This is a genomic window from Tabrizicola sp. T74 (genome assembly GCF_057219935.1).
The window spans coordinates 114,536-137,288 of record NZ_JBXVVT010000006.1 but is presented as its reverse complement, the minus strand read 5'-3'; the positions used below and the strand labels follow the sequence as shown (position 1 = coordinate 137,288).

Here is a 22,753-nt window from a genome sequence, read left to right as displayed (position 1 = left end):
CCAATCCGTCAGAACAAGAGCTTGTAGACGTTGCCGTTGGTGTCGGTGGCCTGGCCCGTGCCGCTGGCGGTGCCCGACCCGATGACGAAAGTGCCCTGGACCCGGGTGCCGTCGTCACAGACGGCGTAGATCTCGCCGTTGTTGACGCCAGCGACGGTTTCGCGTTCGGTTCCCATCTCGCCCCCGGTCTTCTTCCAGGTCAGCGCCAGCCCCTTGGAATGCGACACCGTGCGTGGCGTCAGCGAGGACCAGGTGCCGGTGCATCTGCCCCGCTCCGGCAGGCGGAAGGACAGCGCGCCCGAGGTACCGGTGGTGTTCTTCGCCGTGGCGCGGATGACCAGCGTCGGGTCGGCCTCGGCGATTTCGCCCTGCAGCGGATAGAACTGCATCGTGCTGGTCGACGGCGCGCAGGCCGCCAGCGGCAGGATCAGCGCAATTGCCAGCCCGCGCAGGGCAGGGCGAAGACGCGAGGGAAAGGAAAGCTCAACAGGGGTCATCGGCGGCGGTGTCTCTCAGGGGACGTCACGGGGCCAAACTTGGGGACGGACAAGCCGTTCCGCTAGGTGCGGTCTGCCCGACCCGGCGTCTATGAAATGAAACCGCTCGCCTGTCCAGCCCATAGCCCCCGCCGGTCACACCGGTGCCACCCGGTCAGGGTTCCTATGCAACAGCCCCCATCAGCAGGGCCCGCAGCGAGGTCAGCTCTTCCCCTCCCACTCCCCTAAGCGGGCTTTCACGCGGATGCCAGGCACCGCCCTCCTGGTTCAGGATCGACTTGGGCATGTGCTTCAGCAGGCCCACGATCGTGTCGGCGATGATGTGGCTTGCCGCAGGACCCAGCCGTTCGCCGTTCTCGAAATGCCGCGCCTCGCACAGGAAATACAGCCAGGCCGGCGTTTCCTTCAGCATCCCCAGCCGTTCGGCAATGGCGCGCAGGCTTTCCGCGCCTGGCTGGGCCGGGTTCGCATCCGGCAGGGCAGCGCGCAACTGCTCTGGCGTCAGGGCATCCAGTCCGCAGGCGCGGGCCAGCTCCTGACCAAAGGCGATCCGCCGCTGAAAGCCGCGCATCAGGTTGCGGAACAGGATTGACCCATGCGCCGCGACATTCGACGTGCCCATCCGGTTCAGCATGTCGATGGCAAAGGTCAGGTCGATCTTCTCGGCCCCGCCGGGGCCCTGGGCGGCGTGGGGCGGCTGCGTCATCCGGTCCCAGTCGATCACCCAGTGGTCCGGCAGTTGCAGCGTCTCGGCCACGTCGGGCTTGCCCATGTTTTCATGCGTGGTGAAGTCGAACAGGTCGGACAGCGAGGCGCCCTTGGGGTCGATCTTGCCGTCACGCCCGAAATTCGCGTTGAAGTCATAGGTCGCCCCGATCATCGAATGACCAAAGCGGAAGGCGGCGGTGGTGAACTCCAGCGGCACGGTCCGAGCGTTGGTCAGCTTCTGCGGCCTCATCGCCAGCGGCACCTGCAGGGCCAGGGGCGACAGGAGGTTCGGCAGGAAGTCGTTCAGGATCAGCCAGTGGTAGTGCAGCGTCACCAGCCGCCGGGCCTCGGCAAAGCAGGCGGCGGGGTCGGTGAACTTCGGCTCCCGCTCTAGCTTCTTGACCATCTTGTTGTGGAACAGCATCAGCGCCAGGTGCAGTTGGCTGAGGATCAGGTTTTCATCATTGCGCTGGTCAGCGATCAGCGGGGTGCGGTCCTGCCGCAGGATGTCGGGGGCGCCCTCGTCGTGATGAACGTCCCCGGGTTCGATGCCAAGCGCCTTGAAGAACGGCGCATCCTCCCCCCGGGTCTTGCCGAGCCGGAACCGCTTGCCTCCCTCGTAAAGCTCCTGGATCGCCTTGTCCCTGCTGCCCGGCCCGTCGCCATACAGGCTGTCCAGCGCCAGCGGGTTGGGCTGTTCGTTGACGAAGAACTCCAGGATCACCCCCGGTGCTGCCCGCTCTGACCGCTCCAGCCCCGCTGGCAGGGCGGTGCCGATCACACCCACCGCCTCCACCGGCTCAAGCAGCGTCACCACATCGCCCACGGGGGCGGAAATGTCGTGGTTCACGAACTGGCCGAAATAGGTATAGACCGCCGGCAACCGCATCGGCAGCGTCTCGGGAGAGCTCAACGCCTCGCGGCTGGCTTTCTCGAACTCCACCAGCCGGGCAAAGCTGTGCGCGGCGCCGATCCCGGCAAAGCAGCCGACATCGACCTTCGCGGCCAGTTCCGGAAACAGGAAGCAATACCCCGATTGCGACGGCTGCGCTGACCTTGGTCGCGGGGTTCGCGGGGCCGTATTGCGGAAAATGCTGTGCGGGCTGGTGATCGGCGGCATGGCGGCCTCGCTTTGCTAAGGGGGGTCAAAAAGGTTCGGGCAAAATCAGGCGGGGTTGGCCGGGACAAAGCCGGGCAAAACGGGCGCAATCGGTGCGACCCTGCATCGCGCAGAGGCCCGGGACCAGCACCCGCATCGTGGGCAGGGGGTCGCCGGGCAGCGTCAGTTCGACCGCCAGCGCGCGATGGCCAAGCGCCTCCAGCCGCGCCAGCACATCCGGCGTCTCGGCCGCAGCCCGCTCTGGCCCCGGCTGGAACTGCGGCTGCCTCAGCAACGAGGCCGCCGCGATCCATTCCGCCGCCTCAGCGTCGCCCGCCTCGGCGGCCTGGTCCAGGCTGACCTCGGTCTGCACCATCTCGCTGACCGCGGCCAGCGCCGCATCCGCCAGCACCGGCCGCGCGGCCGAACCCACCGCGACCTTGCGACCGTCCGGTTCTGCCGCCACGGCCACCACCACCGGCAGGCCGATATCGGTCGTGACCTCGATCAGCCTAGTCTTGCGCCGCCGCTCATGCAGCCACCAGAACAGCCGCGGCTGGTGCGCATCGATGATCTCGGTCGCCACGGTGCCACCCGGGCGCTTGCCATGCCACCACAGCGCCACCGCGTCGCGTTCCACGCATTCCCACAGCGCCCGTACCGTCGCGCTGATGCGGTCCGGCCCGACGGCGCACCCGGTCGACGTCGCATCCTCCCGCAACGGCTCGGCCAGAACCGCCGCACAGTCGAGATAAACGCTTTGCGCAGGGACCTCGACCACCACGCCGCTGGCCAGGTCCTGCGCCTCGACCATCGCCAGACCGTCCTTGCGCGGCCGCGTCCGCAAGTCGCCTGCATGCTGCTGCGCGAGGCTTGCCCGCAGCTCCAGGGCCTCGGCCCCCGCCGCCAGCTGCGCCTCCTGCGGGCTCATGCCCCGACCCGCCGGCAGCCGCGGTTTCAGACCAGTCGCTCCGGGCTCGATCGGCAGCGCGACCGCCAGGAACAGCGGCGCCTCGGGCGCATCCAGTCGGGTGATCCGGAAATCATCCGCCAGGGCCCGCGCCAGCCGCGCAATCGTCTCAGCCTGGTTTTGCTTCATGGCCTTATTCAAGGCAGGATGGCCCGGCGGATCAAGGCAGGATTCTGGGACCGTCCCGGCATTTCACGCTGGCATCACGGTGCTGACCAATAGTGATCCGGCAAAGGCAAAAGAATTGCCCCAACAAGGGAAGGGAGAGTGAAATGGTAGGGTTCTTCAAGTTGAAGAGTCAGGTCGTCGCAGACCACGCGGAGACCGGCGAAGCGATCACGCGTGTCAGCCAAACCGCCTTCAGCAACGACCCCAATTCGGAATGGTGGAAGTTCAACGAAAACACCCGGAAATGGCTGTATGACAACGGCTATCGCTATGAGACCGCTGATGGGAAAGTCCTTGGCGAAATTCCCGCCAATGTCGAGATCGTGCCGGTCTACGACACGCCGAACCGGATGCACGTGAAGGTCCCGTGGTCGGGCGATCTCGTCACGCACAAGGTGGCTGATGAACAGGACTACGGCGCCACTGACGAAGTCCGCTCCAAGGTGGTGCTGGCGCGCTATTTCATGCGCAAGTGCCGCTAGGGTTTTTCCGGCTCAGGCTTGCGCGGCCATCTGCCGGGCAAGCCGCAGGCCTTTCAACAGGCTCTGCTTGCCCTTGGGCCAATGGATCGGCAGGACCTCCATGATCCAGCTCTCCAGGTCGTTGTCGTCCGGCTGGCCGCTCCCTTCCCAGCGCGAGGCCGTCAGGTCCGCGAAGTACTGGTAGACCGTCTCGGCCTTCTCGATGCGGCCTTGCAGCGCCCAGGCGGCGGCGGCCAGGGCCGAGCGGTCGGGAAAGCCTTCATAGCACTTCTCGACCGTCTCGATCGTGGCCGCATAGTCGCCGTCCAGGAACTGGATCGCCGACAGGTAGTCGGTGTAATACTCCGGATAGACCGGGTTCATCTGCACCGCTTTCGCGGCAAGGCCCTTGGCGTCCCCGACATGTCCCAGGAAGGCCAGCCCGCAGGCTGCCGCGATCAGCGCCTCGGCATCGTTCGGGTTCAGGTCGACCGCCATCCGGAAATGCGTGTTCGCACGTTCCGGCGACTTCGCGATCAGCCAGTTCCAGGCCATGCTGATGTGGCAGCGCGGGTCGTAAGGGTCCAGCGCAATGGCCTCGCGCGCATGGCGAAAAGCGGCCGCGCAATCGGCCTTGCGGTTGGGATAGCCCGGGCGCACCAGGCTGCGGCTGCACAGAATCTGCGCCAGGCTTGCGTGGCTGCCCGCAAGCCCTGGGTCCAGGTCGATCGCTTTCAGGAACATCGCTTCGGCTTCGGCGTCTGCCTCGGCCGTCCAAAGCCGCGACAGTTGATGCCCCTTCAGCCAAAGGTCATAGGCGACCGGGTTGCCGGGCGTCGAACGGGCGTGACGCAGCAGGGTGATGTGGTTGACCTGGCTTGCCAGGTTGGCTGCCACGGCCCCCGCGACGGATGAGCTGACCTCCTGCAGGTCATGCTCGGTGACCGGATACAGCGCAGACCAGACCTCGCTGCCGTCACGGCAATCGATCAGGCTGACGAACAGCTTGCCCTCGCCAGTGCGCCAGTCCAGCACGCAGTCGACCGCGAAATCGGCGTCGATCACCTGGCCTACCGCCGTGAAGTCGACTGCAGTGGTCGACTCGAACCCGCTTGAGGGCCAGGGGATCACGATCCAGCAGCGAAAGCGCGACAGGCAGGACTTGGCCAGGAAGGCAAAGCCCTCGCCCAGGTAGTTCTTGCTGGCATCGCCATAGCGGGTCAGCGGCGGGCGGATGGTGATCCGCGGCGGCCCGTTGCGGCCGCGCGCCGGGGCAGGGGCCACCGGTTGCGCCGGGGTCCGCTGCAACGACACCTCGCCGCTCTTGATTGCGACCAACAGCTCGTTCGACGCCTCACTCGGCTCGCTGTCCAGCTCTTCGGCCAGCGCCTGCTCCAAGAGCCCGTACTGGCGCAAGGCCGCCGACTGGTCGCCGCGCTGGGCGTGAAAGCGCATGATGAACTGATGCGCCAGCTCGTGGCTGGGTTCGATCCGGACCAGCTCTTCTGCGATGCGCGTGTCGCCATAAGTGCCCGTGGCAATCAGCTTTTCCAGCTGGTCGGTCAGCGCCGTGGTCAGGGCCGAGCGCAATTGCGACCGCTCGATCTGCAGCCAGGCCTCGAACACCGGGGCGCTGGGCTGGGCCGGACCGAACAGCTCACCCTGCCACAGCGCCGCCGCCGAAATCAGCGCGTGCTGGTCCTGTTGGCCCCGCGCCAGAAGCTCCTTGAACCGGCGCACATCCAGATCGAAGGCTGCAGCCTTCAGACCCACGGTAAAGCGATCCGCCTCGACCACATCCTCGCCGTCCGGGCCAAGGACCTCCTTCAGCTCGCGCAGCGCCTGCCGCAGGCTTGACCGCGCCAGCGCCTCGGGGGCGGGGTCCCACAGCAGCGAGGCCAGCTGTTCCCGGTTCATCCGGCTGCCGGGGCTGAGCAGCAGAAGCCCCATCAGAAGCCGCGTCTTGCGCGTCCGGAACGCCACCTCTTCCCCGGTCGCCATACGGGCGACCCGGCAGGAACCGAGGAGATCGACTTGGAACCGGAACATGCAGCGCAGCCTCAGAGCAACCTTCGTTAACGATGCACACAGATGGGCGGGCTTTCAACAGACGAAGGTGCTGAAATCCATCCGAAAGCTCGGGGTGTGGTGCCGGGGACTGCGCTGGTGGCCCGGACTGTGGAATTCCCGCGGGCATCACGCCCAGATCACGTTGCTCCTGCCATGGTCCGGGGCAACCTGCCACACGGCGCGGCATGCGTGGCGCGGTGGGCAGGCCACACGCTTTGGAACCACACATTTTGATGGAGATAATGATGAAAGCTGCTTTTGCCTTGATTCTCTCTGCCTGCGCCGGCCTGACCGGTGCCGCTTCGGCCGAAACCGGCGAGGCCGCGCGACAGGATTGCCCGCTGTCCGGCCCGATCGCGGCGGCAGGTGAGGCGTGCCTGACGCTGCGCGCCGCCTATACCGCCGAGGTCAGCGACTGCCTGGCCGAACGCCACGCCGCCGCGGCCAGCCGCACCGACGGTATCCAGTCGCATGGGGCGCATAGCAGCCGGGCAAGCTATCTGATCTGCACGCGTGCTGCGCAGACAAAGCTGGGCTTGACCGGCGGCTGACCCGGTCCGCGCCCTTCAGCGCGACAGGAAGGGCGCGGCCTGCATCGTCGGCGGCACCGGCACCCCCATCCGCGTCAGGATGGACGGGGCCAGCGCGAGTTGATCCAGAACCTCATCTTCGCCCGGCAAGCCACTGTCACCAAAGTAATAAAGCGCAAAGTCGCGCTGATCCTCGCCCGTCCCGCCATGATGCCCCCGCGCATCCTGACCGTGGTCGGCGGTGACGATCACTTCATAGCCGTTCTGCCGCCAGCGGTGAAGAAACGGGGCCAGCGTCGCATCCATGCGGTAGCAGGCATCGTCCATCTCTTCGCAGTCGTGGTAGAAGCGATGGCCCAGACTGTCGAGGGTACAAGTGTGCAGTATGCCGTAGTCTATTGATTTCACCTCACAAAGCCGGGTCAGCGTGCCAAAGAGGTCATAGTCCGCCGGGGTCATCTGGTTGTATTCGGTGTCGCGATGCATGGTGTGGAACCGCCCGTGGGTGATCGGCCCGCCAGGCTCGTCATACTCGATGTCACGCACCACATCGAACGGCGCCCGGTTGAAGAACTCGCTCCAATAGCTGTGGGTGACCGCCCCAGTCGTCTTCCCCGCGCCGGTCAACGCACTGAACACATCCGGAAACTCCAGACGGCGGGTGTCGGCGTTGGCCCAGATTCCATGCACCTGCGGCGGAAGACCGGTATGGATCGAGGCATAGCAGGAGGCCGAGGTCGACGGCAGGACCGACCGCATGCGCCGCACCCGCGCCTCGCCCCGTTCGACCCAGCCTTCCAGATTGCCGAAAAGCCGCCGCCAGTTCCGGTAAGGCACTCCGTCCAGGATGATGAGCAGAAGCTTGGTCATGGCTTTCGACGCCTCCCACGTCGCGCCTTCGGCTTCTCGTCGGAGACCCTCAGCGAGGAGGGACGAAGTCCAACGACGAGCGGTGGTTCAATTCCCCGCGCTTTCCATCTTCCGGTGCGCGATGACCTGTTCCAGCCAGCCCTGTTCCATCTCGGGCACAGAACTCAGCAGCAGGTCGGTGTAATCGTCAAACGGCGGCGTCAGCACGTCGGACTTCTGCCCATAGCGCACCACCGCGCCCTTGAACATCACCGCGATCTTGTCGGAAATCGCTTTCACCGTCGCCAGGTCATGGGTGATGAACAGGTACGCCACTCCCGCCTCGGCCTGCAGCGCCAACAGCAGCTTCAGGATGCCGTCCGCGACCAGCGGGTCCAGCGCCGAAGTCACCTCGTCGCAGATGATCAGCTTCGGCTTCGCGGCCAAGGCGCGCGCAATGCACACCCGCTGCTTCTGGCCACCCGACAGCTCGGCCGGATAGCGCTGGGCAAAGCCCTTGCCCATCTCGATCTGGTCCAGAAGCTCCTGCACCCGGGCGTCCCTCTCGGCCCCGCGCAGGCCGAAGTAGAACTCCAGCGGCCGCCCGATGATCGTCCCCACCGTCTGCCGCGGGTTCATCGCGGTATCGGCCATCTGGTAGATCATCTGGATCTCGCGCAGGTCGTCCTTGGTGCGCCCCGCAAGCTCTGCCGACAACTGCCTCCCGGCAAAGGTGATCCGGCCCTGGCTTGGCGGCAACAGCCCGGTGATCGCCCGCGCCAGCGTCGACTTGCCCGAGCCGCTTTCCCCCACCACAGCAAGCGTCTGGCCAGCCGGCAGGTCGACCGAGACGTTCTTCAGCACGTCGAAGTTCGTCCCTCGATACCGCGCCGTCAGGTTCTGCACCTGCAACACCGGCGGGGCAGGGGCCTTCTCGGTGTGTTCCAGCCCCCGGACCGACACCAATGCCTTGGTATAGTCCTGCGTCGGCCGATGGATGATCTGCCCGGTCTCGCCCAGCTCCACCATCCGGCCATGCCGCAGCACCATGATCTCGTCCGCGACCTGGGCCACCACGGCAAGGTCATGCGTGATATACAAGGCCGCCACGTGCGTATCCCGGATCGCCTCCTTGATCGCGGCCAGCACGTCGATCTGCGTCGTGACGTCCAGCGCCGTTGTCGGTTCGTCGAAGATCACCAGGTCGGGCTTCGGACACAAAGCCATCGCCGTCATGCAGCGCTGCAGCTGCCCGCCCGAAACCTGATGCGGATAGCGGCTGCCGATCGTTTCGGGGTTCGGCAGGCCAAGCTTCCTGAACAGCGCCACCGCGCGCTTTTCCGCCTCGGCCTTGCGACACAGCCCATGCGACAGGCAGGTCTCGATCACCTGCTCCATGATCTGCCGCGCCGGGTTGAAACTCGCCGCCGCCGACTGCGATACGTAAGTGACCTCACGCCCCCTCAGGGACCGCAGGGCCTTGGCATCCGCCAGCCGAATCTCCCGCCCGTTCAGGTGGATCGTCCCGCCCGTCAGCCGCACGCCGCCCCGCCCGTAGGCCATGGCGCTAAGCCCGATGGTCGATTTCCCCGCCCCGGATTCGCCGATCAGCCCCAGCACCCGACCGCGCTTCAGGTGCAAGTCCACCCCATGCACCAACGTGACGTTCTTCGGCGGTTCCCCCGGTGGATAGGACGTGGCCTCGATCACCAGGCCCTTGATCGCAAGAAGCGTGTCGTCAGCCACCGCGGCCCCCTTTCAGGCTGGAGGTCCGGGTCAGGATCCAGTCCGCCACCAGGTTCACGCTGATCGCCAGCGCGGCAATCGCCGCAGCGGGCAACAGCGCCGCCGACTTGCCGTAGATCAGGCCGTCCTTGTTCTCCTTCACCATCCCGCCCCAGTCGGCGAGCGGTGGCTGCACGCCAAGGCCCAGGAACGATAGCGTCGAGATGAACAGGACCGCGAAGATGAAGCGCAGCCCGAATTCCGCGACCAGAGGCGACAGCGCGTTGGGCAGGATTTCCCGGAAGATCACCCAGCCCCATTTCTCGCCCCGCAGACGGGCCGCCTCGACATAATCCATCACCGCGATGTCCACCGCGACAGCGCGTGACAGGCGGAAGACGCGGGTTGAATCGAGGATGCCCATCACCAGGATCAGCACGGTCAGGTTCAGCGGAAGCACTGACAGCATCACCAGCGCCACGATCAGCGAGGGCACCGCCATCACCAGATCGACGATCCGCGACAGGACCTGATCGATCCAGCCGCCCTTAACCGCTGCAAGGAAGCCGAGGAAGGCCCCCAGCGAAAAGGCCAGGACCGAGGACGCCAGCGCCACGAAGATGGTGATCTGTGCGCCGTAGATCAGCCGCGAAAAGATGTCGCGCCCGATGGTGTCGGTCCCGAGCCAGAACTTGGCCGATGGGCCCTCCCACTGACCGCCCGAGACGTCCGAGATGTCGTAGGGCGCGATCCACTGGGCAAAGACGGCGACGAACAGGAAGGTCCCGGTCAGGATCAGGCCGATGAGGGCGGACAGGGGGATCCTCATTTCGGGTGCCTCAGCCTTGGGTTGGCCAGGATGCCGATGATATCCGCCAGCATGTTCAGGAAGATGTAGACGGCGGCGAAGATCAGGCCCACGGCCTGCACCACCGGCAGATCACGCTTTGTCACATGGTCGACGAGGTATTGCCCAAGGGCGTTGTAGCCGAAGACGACCTCGACCACGACGACACCCACGACCAAGTAGGCCAGGTTCAGCATGACGACTGACACGACAGGCGCGATGGCATTCGGGAAGGCGTGCTTCCAGATCACCGTCATCGGCGACAGTCCCTTCAGCTCTGCCGTCTCGATATAGGCCGACTGCATCACGTTCAGGATCGCCGCCCGCGTCATCCGCATCATGTGCGCAAGGACGACCAGCACAAGAACGATCACCGGCAGGGCGACGGCCTGCAGACGTTCCCAGAAGCCCATGCCAGGGAAGACCATCGCCACAGGCTGGAAGATCGGGACAAGCTGGGTCAGCAGGAAGATCACGAAGTAGGCCGCAACGAATTCGGGCAGGCTGATCGTAGTGAGCGTCACGCCCGAAATCAGCTTGTCCGGCCAGCGCCCGGCATAGCGCGCGGCGACCAGGCCCAGGATGATGGCCAGCGGGACCGCGATGACGGCGGCACAGCCCGCCAGGAACAGGGTGTTGCCCAGTCGCTGCCCGATCGAGGTCGCGATATCCGCGCCATTGGTCAGCGCGGTGCCCAGATCCCCGGTCAGCACGCCGCCCAGCCACTGGAAATAGCGGGTCAGCGGCGGGTCGTTGAGCCCCAGCTTCTCGCGCAGGTTCGCCAGCGCCTCGGGTGTCGCCTGCTGCCCCAGGATCGCCTGCGCGGTATCCCCCGGCAGCGCCTCGACGCCCAGGAAGATGACTGCCGAAACACCAAGCAGCAGAAGCAGGCCCAGCGCAATGCGCTGGACCAGAAGTTTCAGGATCGGGTGCACCGGCGTGGCCTCAGGCCAGCCAGCACTTGATCAGGGCCTTGCCGTTCATCAACTCGCCGTTCGGGTCCGGCGTCCAGCCAGCCACTTCGGCGCGGCGGGCTTCGACCCAGTCGTTGAACATCGGCAGGATCAGGCCACCCTCGTCGCGCAGGATGTTGGCCATTTCCGAGTACATGCCCTTGCGCTTGTCCTGGTCCAGTTCCGCCCGGGCTGCGATCATCAGCTCGTCGAACTTGGCGTTCTTGAACTTGGTGTCGTTCCATTCCGCAGTCGAGAGGTAAGCGGTGGAATACATCTGGTCCTGCACCGGACGCCCGCCCCAGTAGCTGGCGCAGAACGGCTGCACGTTCCAGACGTTCGACCAGTAGCCGTCATCGGGCTCCAACTGCACCTGCAGCGGGATGCCCGCCGCATTGGCGCTCGCCGCGAACAGGTTCGCCGCATCCACCGCGCCCGGGAAGGCACCCGGTGCGGTGCGCAGGATGATGGGCGAGCCGTCATGGCCCGACTTCTTGTAGTGCTCGGCCGCCAGCGCCGCGTCGTACTCGCGCTGCGGGATCGTGTCGTCGAACAAGGGATAGGCCGCGTTGATCGGGAAGTCGTTCCCGACCGAGCCGAGCCCGCCCAGGATTTTCTCCACCTGCTCCTGCCGGTTGATCGCCAGCTTCAGCGCCATCCGCAGGTCGTTGTTGTCGAACGGAGCCTTGTCGACATGCATGATGAAGACATAGTGGCCGCGGCCCGGAGCATGCTCGATGGTGATGCCCTCGACGCCCTTCAGAAGCTCCACGATCTTCGGGTCGACCCGGTTCATCATGTGGATCTGGCCCGACTGCAGCGCTGCCGTCCGCGCCGTGTTGTCGTTGATCACCAGGATCTCGACCTCATCGGCATGGGCGCCATTCGCCGCATCCCAATAGTTCGCGTGCCGCTCGAACACATGGCGCACGCCCGGCTCGTTGACCTTGACCTTGTAGGCCCCCGCCCCGATGCCCGCGGCCGGATTGTCGATGCCGCCACCCGGCTGGATGACAAGGTGATAGTCCGCCATCAGATAGGGCAGGTCGGCGTTTCCGCTCGCCATCTTCAGGGTGACCATGTCGCCCTCAGCCTTCATTTCGCTGATGCCCTGCACGATTCCCAGCGCGCCGGACTGCGACTTCTCGTCGGTGTGGCGCTTCAGCGTGGCGATCACGTCCTCGGCGGTGACGGTCTTGCCGTCATGGAACTCGACGCCAGCGCGGATCTTGAACTTCCACTCGGTCGCATCGGCGTTCGAGCTGATCTCCTCCGCGATGCGGTAATCGATGGTGTTGTCGGGGGCGACGTCCACCAGCATCTCGCCCCAGGTCATGTTGATCGCGAACGGCACTTCCGAGGCGGCCAGTGCCGGATCAAGGCTGTTGGTGGACTCGCCACCCTGCATCCCGGCGCGCAGCACGCCGCCCTTCTTGGCCTGTGCCTGCGACGCCTTGGTGAACAGCGCCGAGGCCAGAGCCGTCGACACCCCAAGGGCCGTTGTCCGGCCGACAAACTCACGCCGGGTCATCCGGCCGCTCTTGGCCTGCGCTACCATCCAGTCAAGCTGGTTATGCTTGTCGTTCATGCTGGTCTCCCTATTGGCCCCGTTTCGGGGATTCTTTTGTTGATTGCAGAATCAATAAACCGCGAACCCTGCCTCGCGACAAATGTTTTCTCGCAGGTCTCAGACAAACTTTCGTTCCACCGCCTCGTCCCAGTTGCGCTCGAAGACCAGCCGCTCGCCTTCAAAGGCAGCCAGCCGCGCCGTCATCCGCAAATGATCGGCCGTTGCCGTCATCTCGGCCCGCGCTTCGGTGCGGACCGACCAGCCCCCCCGCGACAGGCGCTGCTCCCAGACATGCAGCGCCCGCGCCGACAGGGGATCGTCCGGGTGGATCTCCCAGCGTTCGGTCAGGCTTTCGCCGCTGACCAGGCCGTGGTCCAGGTTCTCGCGGTCGCCGCCATCCTCAACCACCACCAACGCCTGCCGGCCGCTGATCAGGTCGCGCTCCACGTACCGGCGGCTTTCGCCCTCGCGGACCACCCGGTGCTTCCAGGGCGCGGCATGTTCGGCGGGCGGCGGGTCCCATTCGCCCGCATCCGCCCCGGTCTGGACCGGCAGGGTCAGGCTGCCACTGCTTACGGTCAGCGTCGCCGCCTCGGGCGACGGCCAGAGGAACGGCCAGTAACTCGTCGACAAGGCGAGCCGCAACCGATGCCCCGCCGCCAGCCGATAGCCCATCTGGTCCAAGGTGAAGGCCACCTCCACCTCCGCCCCCGGCACCATCGGCGCAGGGTTTTCGCGGCTGTCGCGATGGCAGAGGTTCAGCATCCCATGCGCGATCCTGACCGAAGACCCATCCGGCGCCACATCGCACAACCGCGCCACCACGAAGGCCAAGGGCTTGTCCGAGGCCAGCCGCAACCGCACCTCCGCCGCGCCCAGCAGCTGCAGGTCCGCCGCCAGCACTTCGCCGTCAAAGCACAGGGACAGCGCATCATCCGCCGCCTGGTCGCCCGGCATTTCGGCATTCAGCCCCATCGGGAAATATTCGCCCGCCTCCAGCCCCAGGGTCTGCGGCGTAGAGACCGGCAGAGAAAACTCCGGGCTTTCATCTGTCCTCAAATATCCTGCGGGGTAGGCCATCGGTCTCGCCATCGGTTCAAGAGACCGATGGACTGGGGGGTGCAAAACCCCCGGCTCCGCCGCGAGGTGCAGGGTGACCGGCGTCACGCGGGGGCTGGGCCAGTTCGCCTCCTGCACCCAATGCCCCGCCCGATGCGCCGGGCTCGCGTTCGGCGGCTCGGAATGCAGGATATAGGCGCGATAGGCCGGGTCATCCTCGGCCCCGTTGGGTGCGCCCTTCAGCCAGCGATCCCACCAGCGCAGCGCCACCTGCAGAAAGCCGATCCGCGGCCCCGGCACGGCGGTATGGGGGTACTGGTGCACCCAAGGCCCGACGATCCCCTGCACCGGCCCCGGCGCATGTTCGACCATCGCCGCGACGGTGTTCATGTAGTTGTCGGCCCAACCGCCCCAGACCAGCGCCGGAACCCTATTCCGCCCCCAGTCCTCGCCGACCGAGCCGTGCTTCCAGTACCCGTCCCGCGTCTGATGCACGGCCCAGCGGGGCGCAAGCCAGGGCTGCGCCTCCAGCCGTTTCAGCCAATCCTCGCGCCAGTCATTGCGCAGCAAGGGGTCGGCAGGACGCGAGGAGTAGGCCAGCATCACCGCGCCCCAGCCGAAGTTCTCGCCCAGCAGGCAACCGCCCTTGAAGTGGATGTCATCGGCAAAGCGGTCGGTGGTCGAACAGACCGAGATGACCGCCTTCAGCGCGGGCGGCTGGTTGAAGGCCGCCTGCAGGCAGTTGAACCCGCCCCAGCTTTTCCCCATCATCCCCACGGCGCCCGAACACCAGGGCTGACGCGAAAGCCAGTCGATCACGGCGACCGCGTCGTCCATCTCCTGCTGGCTGTACTCGTCATCCATCAGCCCCTGGCTGTCGCCATTGCCGCGCATGTCGACCCGCACCGCCGCATAGCCATGCCCGGCGAACCAGGGATGCATCATCTCGTCCCGGGGCAGCGTGCCGTCCCGCTTACGGTAGGGGATGTATTCCAGCACCGCCGGAACCGGGTTCGTGCCCGCGTCCTCCGGCATCCAGACCCGCGCGGACAGCCTCGTGCCGTCTGGCATCGGGATGCCCATGTCGGGGGTTTCGGTGATGTCATGGGGAAACTCAGATCGGACCGTCACGCGCCACCTCTTCGATTCTCTGCCGACCATCCGAACTTGATCGTTCGTGCAATTCAAGCGTTCCGTTAACTGATTGACCCAATTGCGTTCGCCCCGAAGGTCGATACTCTGGCGACCATACACACGCGTCCTTGGGTTCGGTTGATGGTTCGGCTTTATCTCATTCTTCTTGCGGTCTGTACCGTCCTCACTCTACTTCTCGCCATTCCCGGCATCGCACTGATGGCCATGGTCCTGACGGTCGGACTGGGCCTGCCGTTGCTCTTCATCCTGCCGATGGCGACAATCCTGCTCTGGGCGCTGCTTCCTGCCGTCCTTGCCCGCAACAGCTGGCTTCGCTGGCCTGCACTCGCGCTTGGCCTCGCGCTACCCGCCTCGCTGCTGCTTCTCCCAGGCATGGCCGACCGCGAGGCACAGGCGCTGGTCGTCCAGAAATCCCCCATGGCGCCCAAGCCGATTGCACTCGACGCACAGGTTGGCATTGAGATCATCCGCAACGCCAGGCACGCTCCTGATCTCTGGAACGAAGATGGAGTTCGGTCGGACTTCTACGATCAGGCCCCGTGCTTCGACCTTTGCGAACGCCTGCTGACCGGCGGCGATGTCGCTTGGGTCCGCATCGTCCTGCGCGACTTTGAATTTGCCAACGCCAAGACCGTCACCAGCGCCCGCTTCGTCAAGGCGACCGATGCCGCCTGCCATGCTGCCAGCGCCGACTTCCCGGAAACCGGGACGACCTGCATCCTCTTTTCGGCTGACGACGGTCAGGCCGCCGATCTGGTTCTTGATCTGGAAGACGACCGTGTCTGGCGCGACCGCGCCACTGCCGCTTGGCCCCTGGAAGAGATCGGTTATCGCTACGCAACGGCCCATGCGGGCAGCACCGTGGACGCCCCCGTCGTCTTCCGCGCCGCACAACTGTTCTATTTCCGTCCCAACGGCCTTCTGGTCCTCGATCCATCCTATTCGGGCAACAGCGACGCAAGTGGCGGCTTTGCGTTCTTCCGCAATCGTGCCGTCACGCAGCCCATTGATCTGGACAAGGCACTCGCTGACCTAGGGTTCGCGCTCGGCCCACCGCGACTGCCCAAGCCGAAAACGCCGGGCACCGAGAACAATGTTTTCATCGCTCCACCGCCGGACGCTCAGGATGCCGCCTATGTCGCGTCTCTTCTTTCGCTTGGCCCTGTGCCTGGTCCGCGCGGCCGCTTCATCGGTTCCGCCCAGGTGGTGAACGACTGGCACGCGCGTCTGCGATGGAAAGAACCGATTACCGCCGCCGACCAAGCCATTTTTTGCAAGTCGCTGCTTGAAAGCTCGATCCAGCTCTTCTTCTGGGCCGATCAGCTGCGGACCAAGGGATTGAGTTGCAACTGAAGTGATCTGGCGCGGGTTAAGAAACCCCTAACGTCCGCGACCAACCCATTGATCTCAAACACCATCCAGCGTTTGTCCACCGTGGACACTTTTCCCCTGTTCACCCCCGCACAGCCTCCGCGCGGCCAGAACGGGATGAAATTCCGCCCTCCCGGGTCTACCTTCCCATCCAAAGGAGAGCCCCCATGTGGAACCCGCTTCTCGACCCCTCCATCCCGATCGGCACCCAGGTCGACCAGATCGAGACCGTCATCGTCCCCCGCGCCCGCGACCTCGGCGGGTTCGAAGTCCGTCGCGCCCTCCCATCCGCCCAGCGGCAGATGGTCGGCCCCTTCATCTTCTTTGACCAGATGGGCCCGGCCGAGTTCCTGACCGGCACCGGCATTGATGTCCGCCCTCACCCCCATATCGGCCTCGGGACCGTCACCTACCTGATTAAGGGCCGCCTCCACCACCGCGACAGCCTGGGGACCGACGCCTGGATCGAACCGGGCGCCGTCAACTGGATGCTGGCGGGGCAGGGGATCACTCATTCGGAACGGACGGATGGTGCGGCCCGCAAGGCCCCCCTCTCGATGTTCGGCCTGCAGACCTGGCTCGCGCTTCCCAAGGACCGCGAGGAAGACCCGGCCGGCTTCACCCACCTCGGCCGCGACAAGCTCCCCGAACTCGAAGGCGAGGGGAAACAGGTCCGCCTGATCCTCGGCCACGCCTGGGGCGAACGGGTCGGCCTCGACATGCCCTCCGAGGTCTTCTACGCCGACGCCGTCCTCCAGCCCCACGCCTCCATCCCCCTTCCAGACGACCACGAGGACCGCGGGGTCTACGTCCTGAAAGGCGACGTCACCTGCGCCGGGCAGACCTTCGAGGCGGGCCGCATGCTCGTCTTCCGCCCCGGCGACCGGGTCTCGGTCCAGGCGGGACCGCAGGGTGCCCGGGTGATGCTCCTCGGCGGGGCCACGATGGACGGCCCGCGCTTCATCTGGTGGAACTTCGTCGCCTCCTCGCGCGAGAAGATCGATGCCGCGAAAGAGGCCTGGAGGGCGGGCGACTGGCAGCACGGCCGCTTCCATCTGCCCCCCGGCGACGACCACGAGTTCATCCCGGCCCCGGATCGGTGAAAAACCCGCACGTCCCCCATTGACGACCCCGGGGGAAGCCTCTATCCCGCCCCCCACGCGCGGTGGTAGCTCAGTTGGTTAGAGTACCGGCCTGTCACGCCGGGGGTCGCGGGTTCGAGCCCCGTCCACCGCGCCAGCTTTCCCCCAGATCGACCGAAACTGTCCACGGTGGACATTTCTGGATAGTCCATTTATAACAATGGCTTGCCTGTGGACGTTAGAGGTTTCTTAACGTCTTTTTTGTGCCGGAAGGCACTGAAGCGTTTCATGGACTTCGGCCTCAGACGTCCTGTCCGCTTGCATGGGAAACCACCCTAGTCGCCCTCCCCAGCGGGTCGGCCTGCAGGGATCTCCCCGTCGTCGGGTCGTAGTCGCGCATCCAGTTCTGGTGGAGGCCGCTTTCGGACTGGAACCACTGGCCGGGGAAGCGGTTGGTGGGGAGGGTGCCGGTTGACACATGCACTCCGCCGAAGGGGTGGGGGGGATCAGAAAACAGTCCAGTGGACTGTTTTCCCCCCGAACGCCCGAGCACGCTTGCGAGGGCCGGGGATGGCGGACCAGACCTTCACCCCGGTGGCGTTCGTCGCAAACACGGGCCTGCCGATGTGGTCGGCGCGGACGAAGGAGATGACGCCGCCTTCGATCACCGTGATGGGGGTCGGGCCGGAGGTGGTCGTGGATCAGGGGGCGGGTCGGCTGGGTGTGCTCGACGGCGCTGCGAATCGGGGGTGGAGGGGAGGGGTGCCGGGGCGGCGCGGAGAGGGGGCGGAGGGAGGGGGCGCGAGGGAGGCTTTTGCGGCCTCAATGGGGACGTGTCCACGGTGGACAGTTTCGATAAAGGCCGCCGGATCAATGACTTGATCGCGGGCGCTAGGGTGGTGTTAAGGATTGAGAGGGACTGGCCTGGCGGGGTAAGTAGGGGTGCCAGTCAGTACCGTTCTGCGCCAAATGATGCGTGAAATCACGCACCCTACAGCTCGCTGACCGGAGTGAAGCGGGTTAAGGGGTGGGAGCGGTGGTTGCCTCCCAAGCGTAGATCAAGAATGATGAGTGAAATCATGAACCGCGATTGAGTCGCCCGTCGCTTCATTGGTCGCCATGCTCTTTGACCAAGAGCCAGTCTACCACAAGGACAAATACAATCGCAGACCCAGCCAACATACCTTCCTCAAACTGGCCTGTGTGACTCGCTGAAAGATTAACAGTCCAACCAACCGCAAAGACACAAAGCATTGCGACCCAGGTGCCTGCTCTACGTAGTCGCGATCTGCCCTTCACAATTGATCGCAGAATGAAAAGGACAACAGCAAATGCTGCTGGCGGCAGCAGATAGAAACCCAAAATTGGCCAATCCAGGCCGAGATTTGAAAGCGCATTCATTGCCCCATCTCTTCTCCCATCATACCACCCAGAGCACCTGGCAGCGCTCCTGTGGTCTCCTCAATTGCGGACGACAAAGGGCCGTTGCCATTTCCAAATGTGTTTCCAAGTGATTCTCCCATAGGCCCACCCATTGAACCGCCAAGGCCACCACCGAACATAATCAGTAGTAGGTTTCTCAGGTCTATCTCCGGTGGTGGCTTGCAGTCGCAGTCGTCTGCGGCGAATATACCTGTCCCTACTGCACCGGCGCCAGCGGTCGCTGCGCCCCAACCCGCCGTCACAACTTTGCCGCCGAAGCCCCAGGCGCCTAAACCGCCAAACAATGCCCCAACAGCGGCACCTTGCCAGCATCCTGTTTCATAGTAGCCGATCAGGCCACCTACGATTGCTCCTCCCAAAATGAGGAACGGTATGGCCTCGCCGGTCGGGTCTGTGAACCGCATGGGCGACTGCTTCACATACCCATACACGCTCGCCCCATCGATCAGCCCCAGCGGATCAGCCTGGAGGTATCTCCCCGTCGTCGGGTCGTAGTCGCGCATCCAGTTCTGGTGGAGGCCGGACTCGGACTGGAACCACTGGCCGGGGAAGCGGTTGGTGGGGAGGGTGCCGGTTGACACATGCACTCCGCCGAAGGGGTGAGGGGGATCAGAAAACAGTCCAGTGGACTGTTTTCCCCCCGAACGCCCGAGCACGCTTGCGAGGGCCGGGGATGGCGGACCAGACCTTCACCCCGGCGGCGTTGGTCGCGAAGACCGGGCGGCCGATGTGGTCAGCGCGGACGAAGGAGATGACGCCGCCTTCGATGACCGCCACCCCGGCCCTCGCAGGTGTGCTCGGGCGTTCGGCGCTGACGTCCTTCCACTGGAAGGCCGTCCGGGCGCGCCTCACCCCACCCGTTCCAGACATATTCGCGGATCAGCGCGCCGGAGGTCTCATTGGACTCGGCGATCCGGCGGCCCTGGCTGTCGAACACCGAGTGGATGGTGACAGCGGTGGGGGAGGAGCGGGTGCGGATCGCCTGCCTCCCCATCGCGTCATAGCGGTAGGAAGCCTGGAGGACGCCGTTGATCCGGAATTCGGACATCCGGCCGGCGGCGTTGTAGGTGTAGCCGTAGGTGCCGCCCGTCCGCGCCTCGGCCGTGACATTGCCCGCGGCGTCATAGGTGAAGCCCCGCGTGCCGCCGGTGGCGAGGTTGATCATCGAGAGGCGGTTCGAGGTGGCGGGCTGGACCAGGTTCCGTTTCCCGCTTGACGCCCCCCGTCCAACCCACTATCTGCCCCATCCAGCGCGCGGTGGTAGCTCAGTTGGTTAGAGTACCGGCCTGTCACGCCGGGGGTCGCGGGTTCGAGCCCCGTCCACCGCGCCAACCTCCTCCCCTAAGGTCATGCTTTCCTGTCTCGCCTAAGGCGCGGGCTGCGGGCTATTGCTGTGGCATGATCCTGAAGGAGCTTCCCATGATCCGCCTCGCCCTTGCCGTCTTTGCACTGACCGCCGCCTCCGCCCGGGCCGAGGACGCTGTCCTGCTGCCGACCGGCTTTGACGGGGTCTATGCGACCGAGGGCTTGGGCTGTGACGACCTTGGGCGGGTCGAGGTGAAGGACGGGGTGATGCTGGGCGCCGAGTTCGCGATCATCGTCACCGACCTGATCGAGTTTCCGGGCGAGCCGAACAAGGTCGAGGCCTCGCTTCTGAACGACGCCGGTGGCGGGCAGTGGACGGATTCGGCGGTGATAACGCTGGCCGCAGACGGGTCGCTGCAGTTCACCTATGCCGACGGGTCGGTGGCAGTGTGGAGACGGTGCAACTGAAGCGGATCGCGATTTCCACACTGCTGGGTCTCGTGATCTCCACCCAGTGCGCGTTGGCTCAGGGACGCCTTCCCGAGGAGTTCCAGGGCTGGTTTGTCCCGGCACCGCAGACCTGTGCTGCCGCCGTCTTGATCGAGGTCAGTGCCAGCGACATAAGGACCGCCGCGGGCGTTCAGCAGATCACCCTGCTAAAGCAGTCCGGCCGCTTTCCCCGCTGGCTTCGGTTGGGCCTGGAGACGGTCGGCGGTGCCGGGACCGAGGAAGTGGTGATTGAGCTTGCGCAGAACGGGATGGATTTGCGGGTCTTCTACGGCGACGGCACCTGGCTGACCTGGCGCCGTTGCCTCTAGCAGGGACGAGCCGGCGCAGGTCGCGCAGTCCCGGCACTGCCCGAAGTACCCCCGGCGGTGCCGCCGAAATTGGGCTTCGGGCCCTCAAATTCGTCCGCGTGAAAATGCTTCGAAGGATTTTGCAAAAGTCTTCGAAGACTTTTGGCCCCGGTCCAGGCGTCGCGTTACAGCGTCATCCGATACCGGATATGCCCGTCATTGTCGCAGAACTGGTCGTACAGGCGGCGGGCGGTGGCGTTCTCGATCTCGGTCAGCCAGTAGAGCCGCCGCCAGCCGTTCTGGCGGCCGATGGCAACCAGATCCTCGATCAGCGCGCGGCCGAGGCCACGGCCCCGCGCCTCGGGGGCGACGTAGAGGTCCTCCAGGTAGCCGTCGTCGCCCTGGACCCAGGTCGAGGGGTGGTGCTGGTGGATCGCAAAGCCATGCGGGATGCCGTCCAGGATTGCCAGCCGGGCCTTCATCGGGTTCGCGGGGTCCATCAGGCGGGTCCAGGTGAAGGCGGTGACTTCGGGCGGCAGGGTCATGCCGTAGCCGTCGCAGAACCCCTGCCAGAGCCGCAGGAAATCCCCTTCATCCGAAGCGGTTGCATCCCGAACTTCAAACATCACGCGATGCGCGCCAGGATGCGGGCCCAGGACCGGATGCCCTTGTGGAACGATTCCAGGTCGTATTTCTCGTTCGGGGAATGGATCTGGTCGTCGTCGCGGCCAAAGCCGATCAGCATCGCGTCCATCCCGAGGATCGACTTGAAGTAACCCGCCACCGGGATCGACCCACCGGCCCCCACGAAGGCGGCGGGGCGGCCCCATTCCTGGGTCAGCGCCTGGCGCGCGGCCTCGAAGGCAGGGTCAGAGATTTCCATGACCGACGCAGGCGCGCCGTCGCTGCCGCCGTGCCAGACGATCTCGCAATCGGCGGGCATCTGCGCCTCGGCCCAGGCCTTGAAGGCGGCGCAAATCTTGGCGGGGTCCTGGCGCGAGACGAGGCGGAAGGACACCTTGGCATGCGCCTCGGACGGCAGCACGGTCTTGAAGCCCGCGCCGGTGTAGCCGCCCCACATCCCGTTCACTTCGGCGGTCGGGCGCGACCAGATCTTTTCCAGCGGCGTCCGGTCCTGTTCCCCGGCCGGGACCGAGAGACCCACATCGCCCAGATAGCCCGCATGGTCGAAGGCCAAAGCCTGCCATTGCTGGCGGAGCGTGTCGGGCAGTTCGTCCACGTCGTCGTAGAAGCCCGGCACCTGCACCCGGCCCTGGGAATCGTGCAGGCCCGCCAAGAGCCGCGCCATCAGATGCAGCGGATTTTGTGCAAGTCCGCCGTACATTCCCGAATGCAGGTCGCGGTTCGCAGCGCAGATGGTGAATTCGACCTTCGCCATCCCGCGCAGCATGGTGGTGATCGCGGGCGTCGCTTCCTCGAAGAGCCCCGTGTCGCAGATCAGCGCGAGGTCGCAAGACAGTTCGTCCTTGTGCTGTTCCAGGAAGGGGATCAGGGATGGCGAGCCCGATTCCTCCTCACCCTCCAGGAAGATCGTGAGCTTCCCGGGCAGGGTGCCGTGCACATGCTTCCAGGCGCGGCAAGCCTCGATGAAGGTCATCAGCTGGCCCTTGTCGTCCGAGGCACCGCGGGCGCGGATCACCTTGCCCTTGGGAGTGTCCTGCAGTTCGGGGTCGAAAGGCGGGCGATCCCAAAGTTCCAAGGGATCAACGGGTTGCACGTCGTAGTGGCCGTAGAAGAGCAGATGCCGCTTGCCCTCACCGCCATGCGCCACGACCATCGGGTGGCCGGGGGTCCGTGCCGCGCGGGCCTCGAAGCCGAGGGATGCAAGGTCGGCCGCCAGATGCTCCGCCGTCCGCGTGCAATCGTCCTTGTAGGCTGGGTCGGTCGAGATCGACGGGATGCGGAGTAGCGCCATCAGCCGGTCCAGCGACTGCGGCAGGGTCTCGTCGATGCGGTTGAGGACGGCTTCCAGGGTCATTGCGCTCACATGAGGTCAGGTTTTCCGGAAGCGTATCAGGCCGGTTCGCACTGTCCATAGGGGGCGGGATCGGGTAGGATGACAGCATTGTTAAG

21 protein-coding genes and 2 tRNA genes are annotated in these 22,753 nt (G+C 65.4%); 8 read left to right on the top strand and 15 right to left on the bottom strand.

The features are described 5' to 3' along the window. Positions 1 to 8 precede the first annotated feature (8 nt). From AC2EAL_RS17820 to AC2EAL_RS17810, 3 genes are all read right to left on the bottom strand, one after another. Complete coding sequence (locus tag AC2EAL_RS17820) at positions 9 to 497, bottom strand: hypothetical protein (RefSeq protein WP_484725579.1); 489 nt, start codon at positions 495 to 497, stop codon at positions 9 to 11. A gap of 163 nt (positions 498 to 660) precedes the next feature. Continuing rightward, complete coding sequence (locus tag AC2EAL_RS17815; protein WP_484725578.1) at positions 661 to 2,325, bottom strand: peroxidase family protein; 1,665 nt, start codon at positions 2,323 to 2,325, stop codon at positions 661 to 663. A 25-nt stretch (positions 2,326 to 2,350) separates the two neighbouring features. Continuing rightward, positions 2,351 to 3,403: a YcaO-like family protein gene (locus AC2EAL_RS17810; RefSeq protein ID WP_484725577.1), complete on the bottom strand. Its 1,053-nt coding sequence runs from the start codon at positions 3,401 to 3,403 to the stop codon at positions 2,351 to 2,353. 143 nt (positions 3,404 to 3,546) lie between these two features. On the opposite strand from AC2EAL_RS17810, the gene AC2EAL_RS17805 reads away from it, so the two are divergent. After that, a complete protein-coding gene (locus tag AC2EAL_RS17805) occupies positions 3,547 to 3,924 on the top strand; it encodes a hypothetical protein (RefSeq protein ID WP_484725576.1) in 378 nt (125 codons plus the stop codon). A gap of 12 nt (positions 3,925 to 3,936) precedes the next feature. On the opposite strand, the gene AC2EAL_RS17800 is transcribed toward AC2EAL_RS17805, so the two are convergent. Further along, positions 3,937 to 5,952, bottom strand: a complete 2,016-nt coding sequence (locus AC2EAL_RS17800; RefSeq protein WP_484725575.1) for a BTAD domain-containing putative transcriptional regulator — start codon at positions 5,950 to 5,952, stop codon at positions 3,937 to 3,939. A 266-nt stretch (positions 5,953 to 6,218) separates the two neighbouring features. Here AC2EAL_RS17800 and AC2EAL_RS17795 point away from each other — a divergent pair, with 266 nt between their 5' ends. After that, positions 6,219 to 6,524, top strand: coding sequence for a hypothetical protein (locus tag AC2EAL_RS17795; RefSeq protein ID WP_484725574.1), 306 nt, complete (start codon positions 6,219 to 6,221; stop codon positions 6,522 to 6,524). A 15-nt stretch (positions 6,525 to 6,539) separates the two neighbouring features. Here the strand turns inward: AC2EAL_RS17795 and AC2EAL_RS17790 are convergent, their stop codons facing one another. From AC2EAL_RS17790 to AC2EAL_RS17765, 6 genes are all read right to left on the bottom strand, one after another. After that, complete coding sequence (locus AC2EAL_RS17790; protein WP_484725573.1) at positions 6,540 to 7,373, bottom strand: alkaline phosphatase family protein; 834 nt, start codon at positions 7,371 to 7,373, stop codon at positions 6,540 to 6,542. 87 nt (positions 7,374 to 7,460) lie between these two features. Beyond that, a complete protein-coding gene (locus AC2EAL_RS17785; protein WP_484725572.1) occupies positions 7,461 to 9,098 on the bottom strand; it encodes an ABC transporter ATP-binding protein in 1,638 nt (545 codons plus the stop codon). Further along, positions 9,091 to 9,906 carry an ABC transporter permease gene (locus AC2EAL_RS17780; RefSeq protein WP_484725571.1) on the bottom strand — a complete coding sequence of 272 codons (816 nt, stop codon included), beginning with the start codon at positions 9,904 to 9,906 and terminating at the stop codon, positions 9,091 to 9,093. The genes AC2EAL_RS17785 and AC2EAL_RS17780 overlap by 8 nt, the downstream gene beginning before the upstream one ends. Then, a complete protein-coding gene (locus AC2EAL_RS17775) occupies positions 9,903 to 10,859 on the bottom strand; it encodes an ABC transporter permease (RefSeq protein WP_484725570.1) in 957 nt (318 codons plus the stop codon). The genes AC2EAL_RS17780 and AC2EAL_RS17775 overlap by 4 nt, the downstream gene beginning before the upstream one ends. A gap of 10 nt (positions 10,860 to 10,869) precedes the next feature. Further along, positions 10,870 to 12,465 (bottom strand): ABC transporter substrate-binding protein, encoded by a 1,596-nt coding sequence (locus tag AC2EAL_RS17770; protein ID WP_484725569.1) that lies wholly within the window; start codon positions 12,463 to 12,465, stop codon positions 10,870 to 10,872. A 99-nt stretch (positions 12,466 to 12,564) separates the two neighbouring features. Continuing rightward, positions 12,565 to 14,637, bottom strand: a complete 2,073-nt coding sequence (locus tag AC2EAL_RS17765; protein WP_484725568.1) for a CocE/NonD family hydrolase — start codon at positions 14,635 to 14,637, stop codon at positions 12,565 to 12,567. Between the two features lie 144 nt (positions 14,638 to 14,781). On the opposite strand from AC2EAL_RS17765, the gene AC2EAL_RS17760 reads away from it, so the two are divergent. The 3 genes from AC2EAL_RS17760 to AC2EAL_RS17750 all read left to right on the top strand — a co-directional run bounded on the left by AC2EAL_RS17760 (position 14,782) and on the right by AC2EAL_RS17750 (position 17,271). Beyond that, complete coding sequence (locus AC2EAL_RS17760; RefSeq protein WP_484725567.1) at positions 14,782 to 16,014, top strand: hypothetical protein; 1,233 nt, start codon at positions 14,782 to 14,784, stop codon at positions 16,012 to 16,014. Between the two features lie 185 nt (positions 16,015 to 16,199). Beyond that, entirely contained in the window at positions 16,200 to 17,135 is a 936-nt protein-coding gene (locus AC2EAL_RS17755) for a pirin family protein (RefSeq protein WP_484725566.1), read from the top strand. A 59-nt stretch (positions 17,136 to 17,194) separates the two neighbouring features. After that, a tRNA-Asp gene (locus tag AC2EAL_RS17750) sits at positions 17,195 to 17,271 on the top strand. A gap of 144 nt (positions 17,272 to 17,415) precedes the next feature. Here AC2EAL_RS17750 and AC2EAL_RS17745 read toward each other — a convergent pair. The 3 genes from AC2EAL_RS17745 to AC2EAL_RS17735 all read right to left on the bottom strand — a co-directional run bounded on the left by AC2EAL_RS17745 (position 17,416) and on the right by AC2EAL_RS17735 (position 19,722). Beyond that, entirely contained in the window at positions 17,416 to 17,598 is a 183-nt protein-coding gene (locus tag AC2EAL_RS17745) for an RHS repeat-associated core domain-containing protein (RefSeq protein ID WP_484725565.1), read from the bottom strand. A gap of 913 nt (positions 17,599 to 18,511) precedes the next feature. Then, the gene (locus tag AC2EAL_RS17740) at positions 18,512 to 19,144 is read right to left on the bottom strand and encodes an RHS repeat-associated core domain-containing protein (RefSeq protein ID WP_484725564.1); all 633 of its coding nucleotides are present in this window, start codon (positions 19,142 to 19,144) and stop codon (positions 18,512 to 18,514) included. A 146-nt stretch (positions 19,145 to 19,290) separates the two neighbouring features. Then, on the bottom strand, positions 19,291 to 19,722 hold the full coding sequence (locus tag AC2EAL_RS17735) for a hypothetical protein (RefSeq protein WP_484725563.1): 432 nt from the start codon (positions 19,720 to 19,722) through the stop codon (positions 19,291 to 19,293). Between the two features lie 89 nt (positions 19,723 to 19,811). Here AC2EAL_RS17735 and AC2EAL_RS17730 point away from each other — a divergent pair. From AC2EAL_RS17730 to AC2EAL_RS17720, 3 genes are all read left to right on the top strand, one after another. Then, a tRNA-Asp gene (locus AC2EAL_RS17730) sits at positions 19,812 to 19,888 on the top strand. 88 nt (positions 19,889 to 19,976) lie between these two features. Next, positions 19,977 to 20,330, top strand: a complete 354-nt coding sequence (locus AC2EAL_RS17725; RefSeq protein WP_484725562.1) for a hypothetical protein — start codon at positions 19,977 to 19,979, stop codon at positions 20,328 to 20,330. Then, complete coding sequence (locus AC2EAL_RS17720; RefSeq protein WP_484725561.1) at positions 20,321 to 20,680, top strand: hypothetical protein; 360 nt, start codon at positions 20,321 to 20,323, stop codon at positions 20,678 to 20,680. Before AC2EAL_RS17725 ends, AC2EAL_RS17720 begins: the two co-directional genes overlap by 10 nt. A gap of 164 nt (positions 20,681 to 20,844) precedes the next feature. Here AC2EAL_RS17720 and AC2EAL_RS17715 read toward each other — a convergent pair whose 3' ends face one another. Both AC2EAL_RS17715 and AC2EAL_RS17710 read right to left on the bottom strand, forming a co-directional pair. Beyond that, the gene (locus AC2EAL_RS17715; protein WP_484725560.1) at positions 20,845 to 21,285 is read right to left on the bottom strand and encodes a GNAT family N-acetyltransferase; all 441 of its coding nucleotides are present in this window, start codon (positions 21,283 to 21,285) and stop codon (positions 20,845 to 20,847) included. Further along, entirely contained in the window at positions 21,285 to 22,658 is a 1,374-nt protein-coding gene (locus AC2EAL_RS17710; protein WP_484725559.1) for a M20/M25/M40 family metallo-hydrolase, read from the bottom strand. Before AC2EAL_RS17710 ends, AC2EAL_RS17715 begins: the two co-directional genes overlap by 1 nt. Positions 22,659 to 22,753: the final 95 nt, after the last annotated feature.

Excerpts from the sequence above, each read along its gene's own strand:
- AC2EAL_RS17790 (WP_484725573.1), bottom strand. The coding sequence starts at position 7,373 with ATGACCAAGCTTCTGCTCATCATCCTGGACGGAGTGCCTTACCGGAAC.
- AC2EAL_RS17760 (WP_484725567.1), top strand. The coding sequence starts at position 14,782 with ATGGTTCGGCTTTATCTCATTCTTCTTGCGGTCTGTACCGTCCTCACT.
- AC2EAL_RS17795 (WP_484725574.1), top strand. The coding sequence starts at position 6,219 with ATGAAAGCTGCTTTTGCCTTGATTCTCTCTGCCTGCGCCGGCCTGACC.
- AC2EAL_RS17800 (WP_484725575.1), bottom strand. The coding sequence starts at position 5,952 with ATGTTCCGGTTCCAAGTCGATCTCCTCGGTTCCTGCCGGGTCGCCCGT.
- AC2EAL_RS17735 (WP_484725563.1), bottom strand. The coding sequence starts at position 19,722 with ATGATCAACCTCGCCACCGGCGGCACGCGGGGCTTCACCTATGACGCC.
- AC2EAL_RS17815 (WP_484725578.1), bottom strand. The coding sequence starts at position 2,325 with ATGCCGCCGATCACCAGCCCGCACAGCATTTTCCGCAATACGGCCCCG.
- AC2EAL_RS17755 (WP_484725566.1), top strand. The coding sequence starts at position 16,200 with ATGTGGAACCCGCTTCTCGACCCCTCCATCCCGATCGGCACCCAGGTC.
- AC2EAL_RS17805 (WP_484725576.1), top strand. The coding sequence starts at position 3,547 with ATGGTAGGGTTCTTCAAGTTGAAGAGTCAGGTCGTCGCAGACCACGCG.
- AC2EAL_RS17780 (WP_484725571.1), bottom strand. The coding sequence starts at position 9,906 with ATGAGGATCCCCCTGTCCGCCCTCATCGGCCTGATCCTGACCGGGACC.
- AC2EAL_RS17725 (WP_484725562.1), top strand. The coding sequence starts at position 19,977 with ATGATCCGCCTCGCCCTTGCCGTCTTTGCACTGACCGCCGCCTCCGCC.
- AC2EAL_RS17770 (WP_484725569.1), bottom strand. The coding sequence starts at position 12,465 with ATGAACGACAAGCATAACCAGCTTGACTGGATGGTAGCGCAGGCCAAG.
- AC2EAL_RS17810 (WP_484725577.1), bottom strand. The coding sequence starts at position 3,403 with ATGAAGCAAAACCAGGCTGAGACGATTGCGCGGCTGGCGCGGGCCCTG.
- AC2EAL_RS17820 (WP_484725579.1), bottom strand. The coding sequence starts at position 497 with ATGACCCCTGTTGAGCTTTCCTTTCCCTCGCGTCTTCGCCCTGCCCTG.
- AC2EAL_RS17715 (WP_484725560.1), bottom strand. The coding sequence starts at position 21,285 with ATGTTTGAAGTTCGGGATGCAACCGCTTCGGATGAAGGGGATTTCCTG.
- AC2EAL_RS17710 (WP_484725559.1), bottom strand. The coding sequence starts at position 22,658 with ATGACCCTGGAAGCCGTCCTCAACCGCATCGACGAGACCCTGCCGCAG.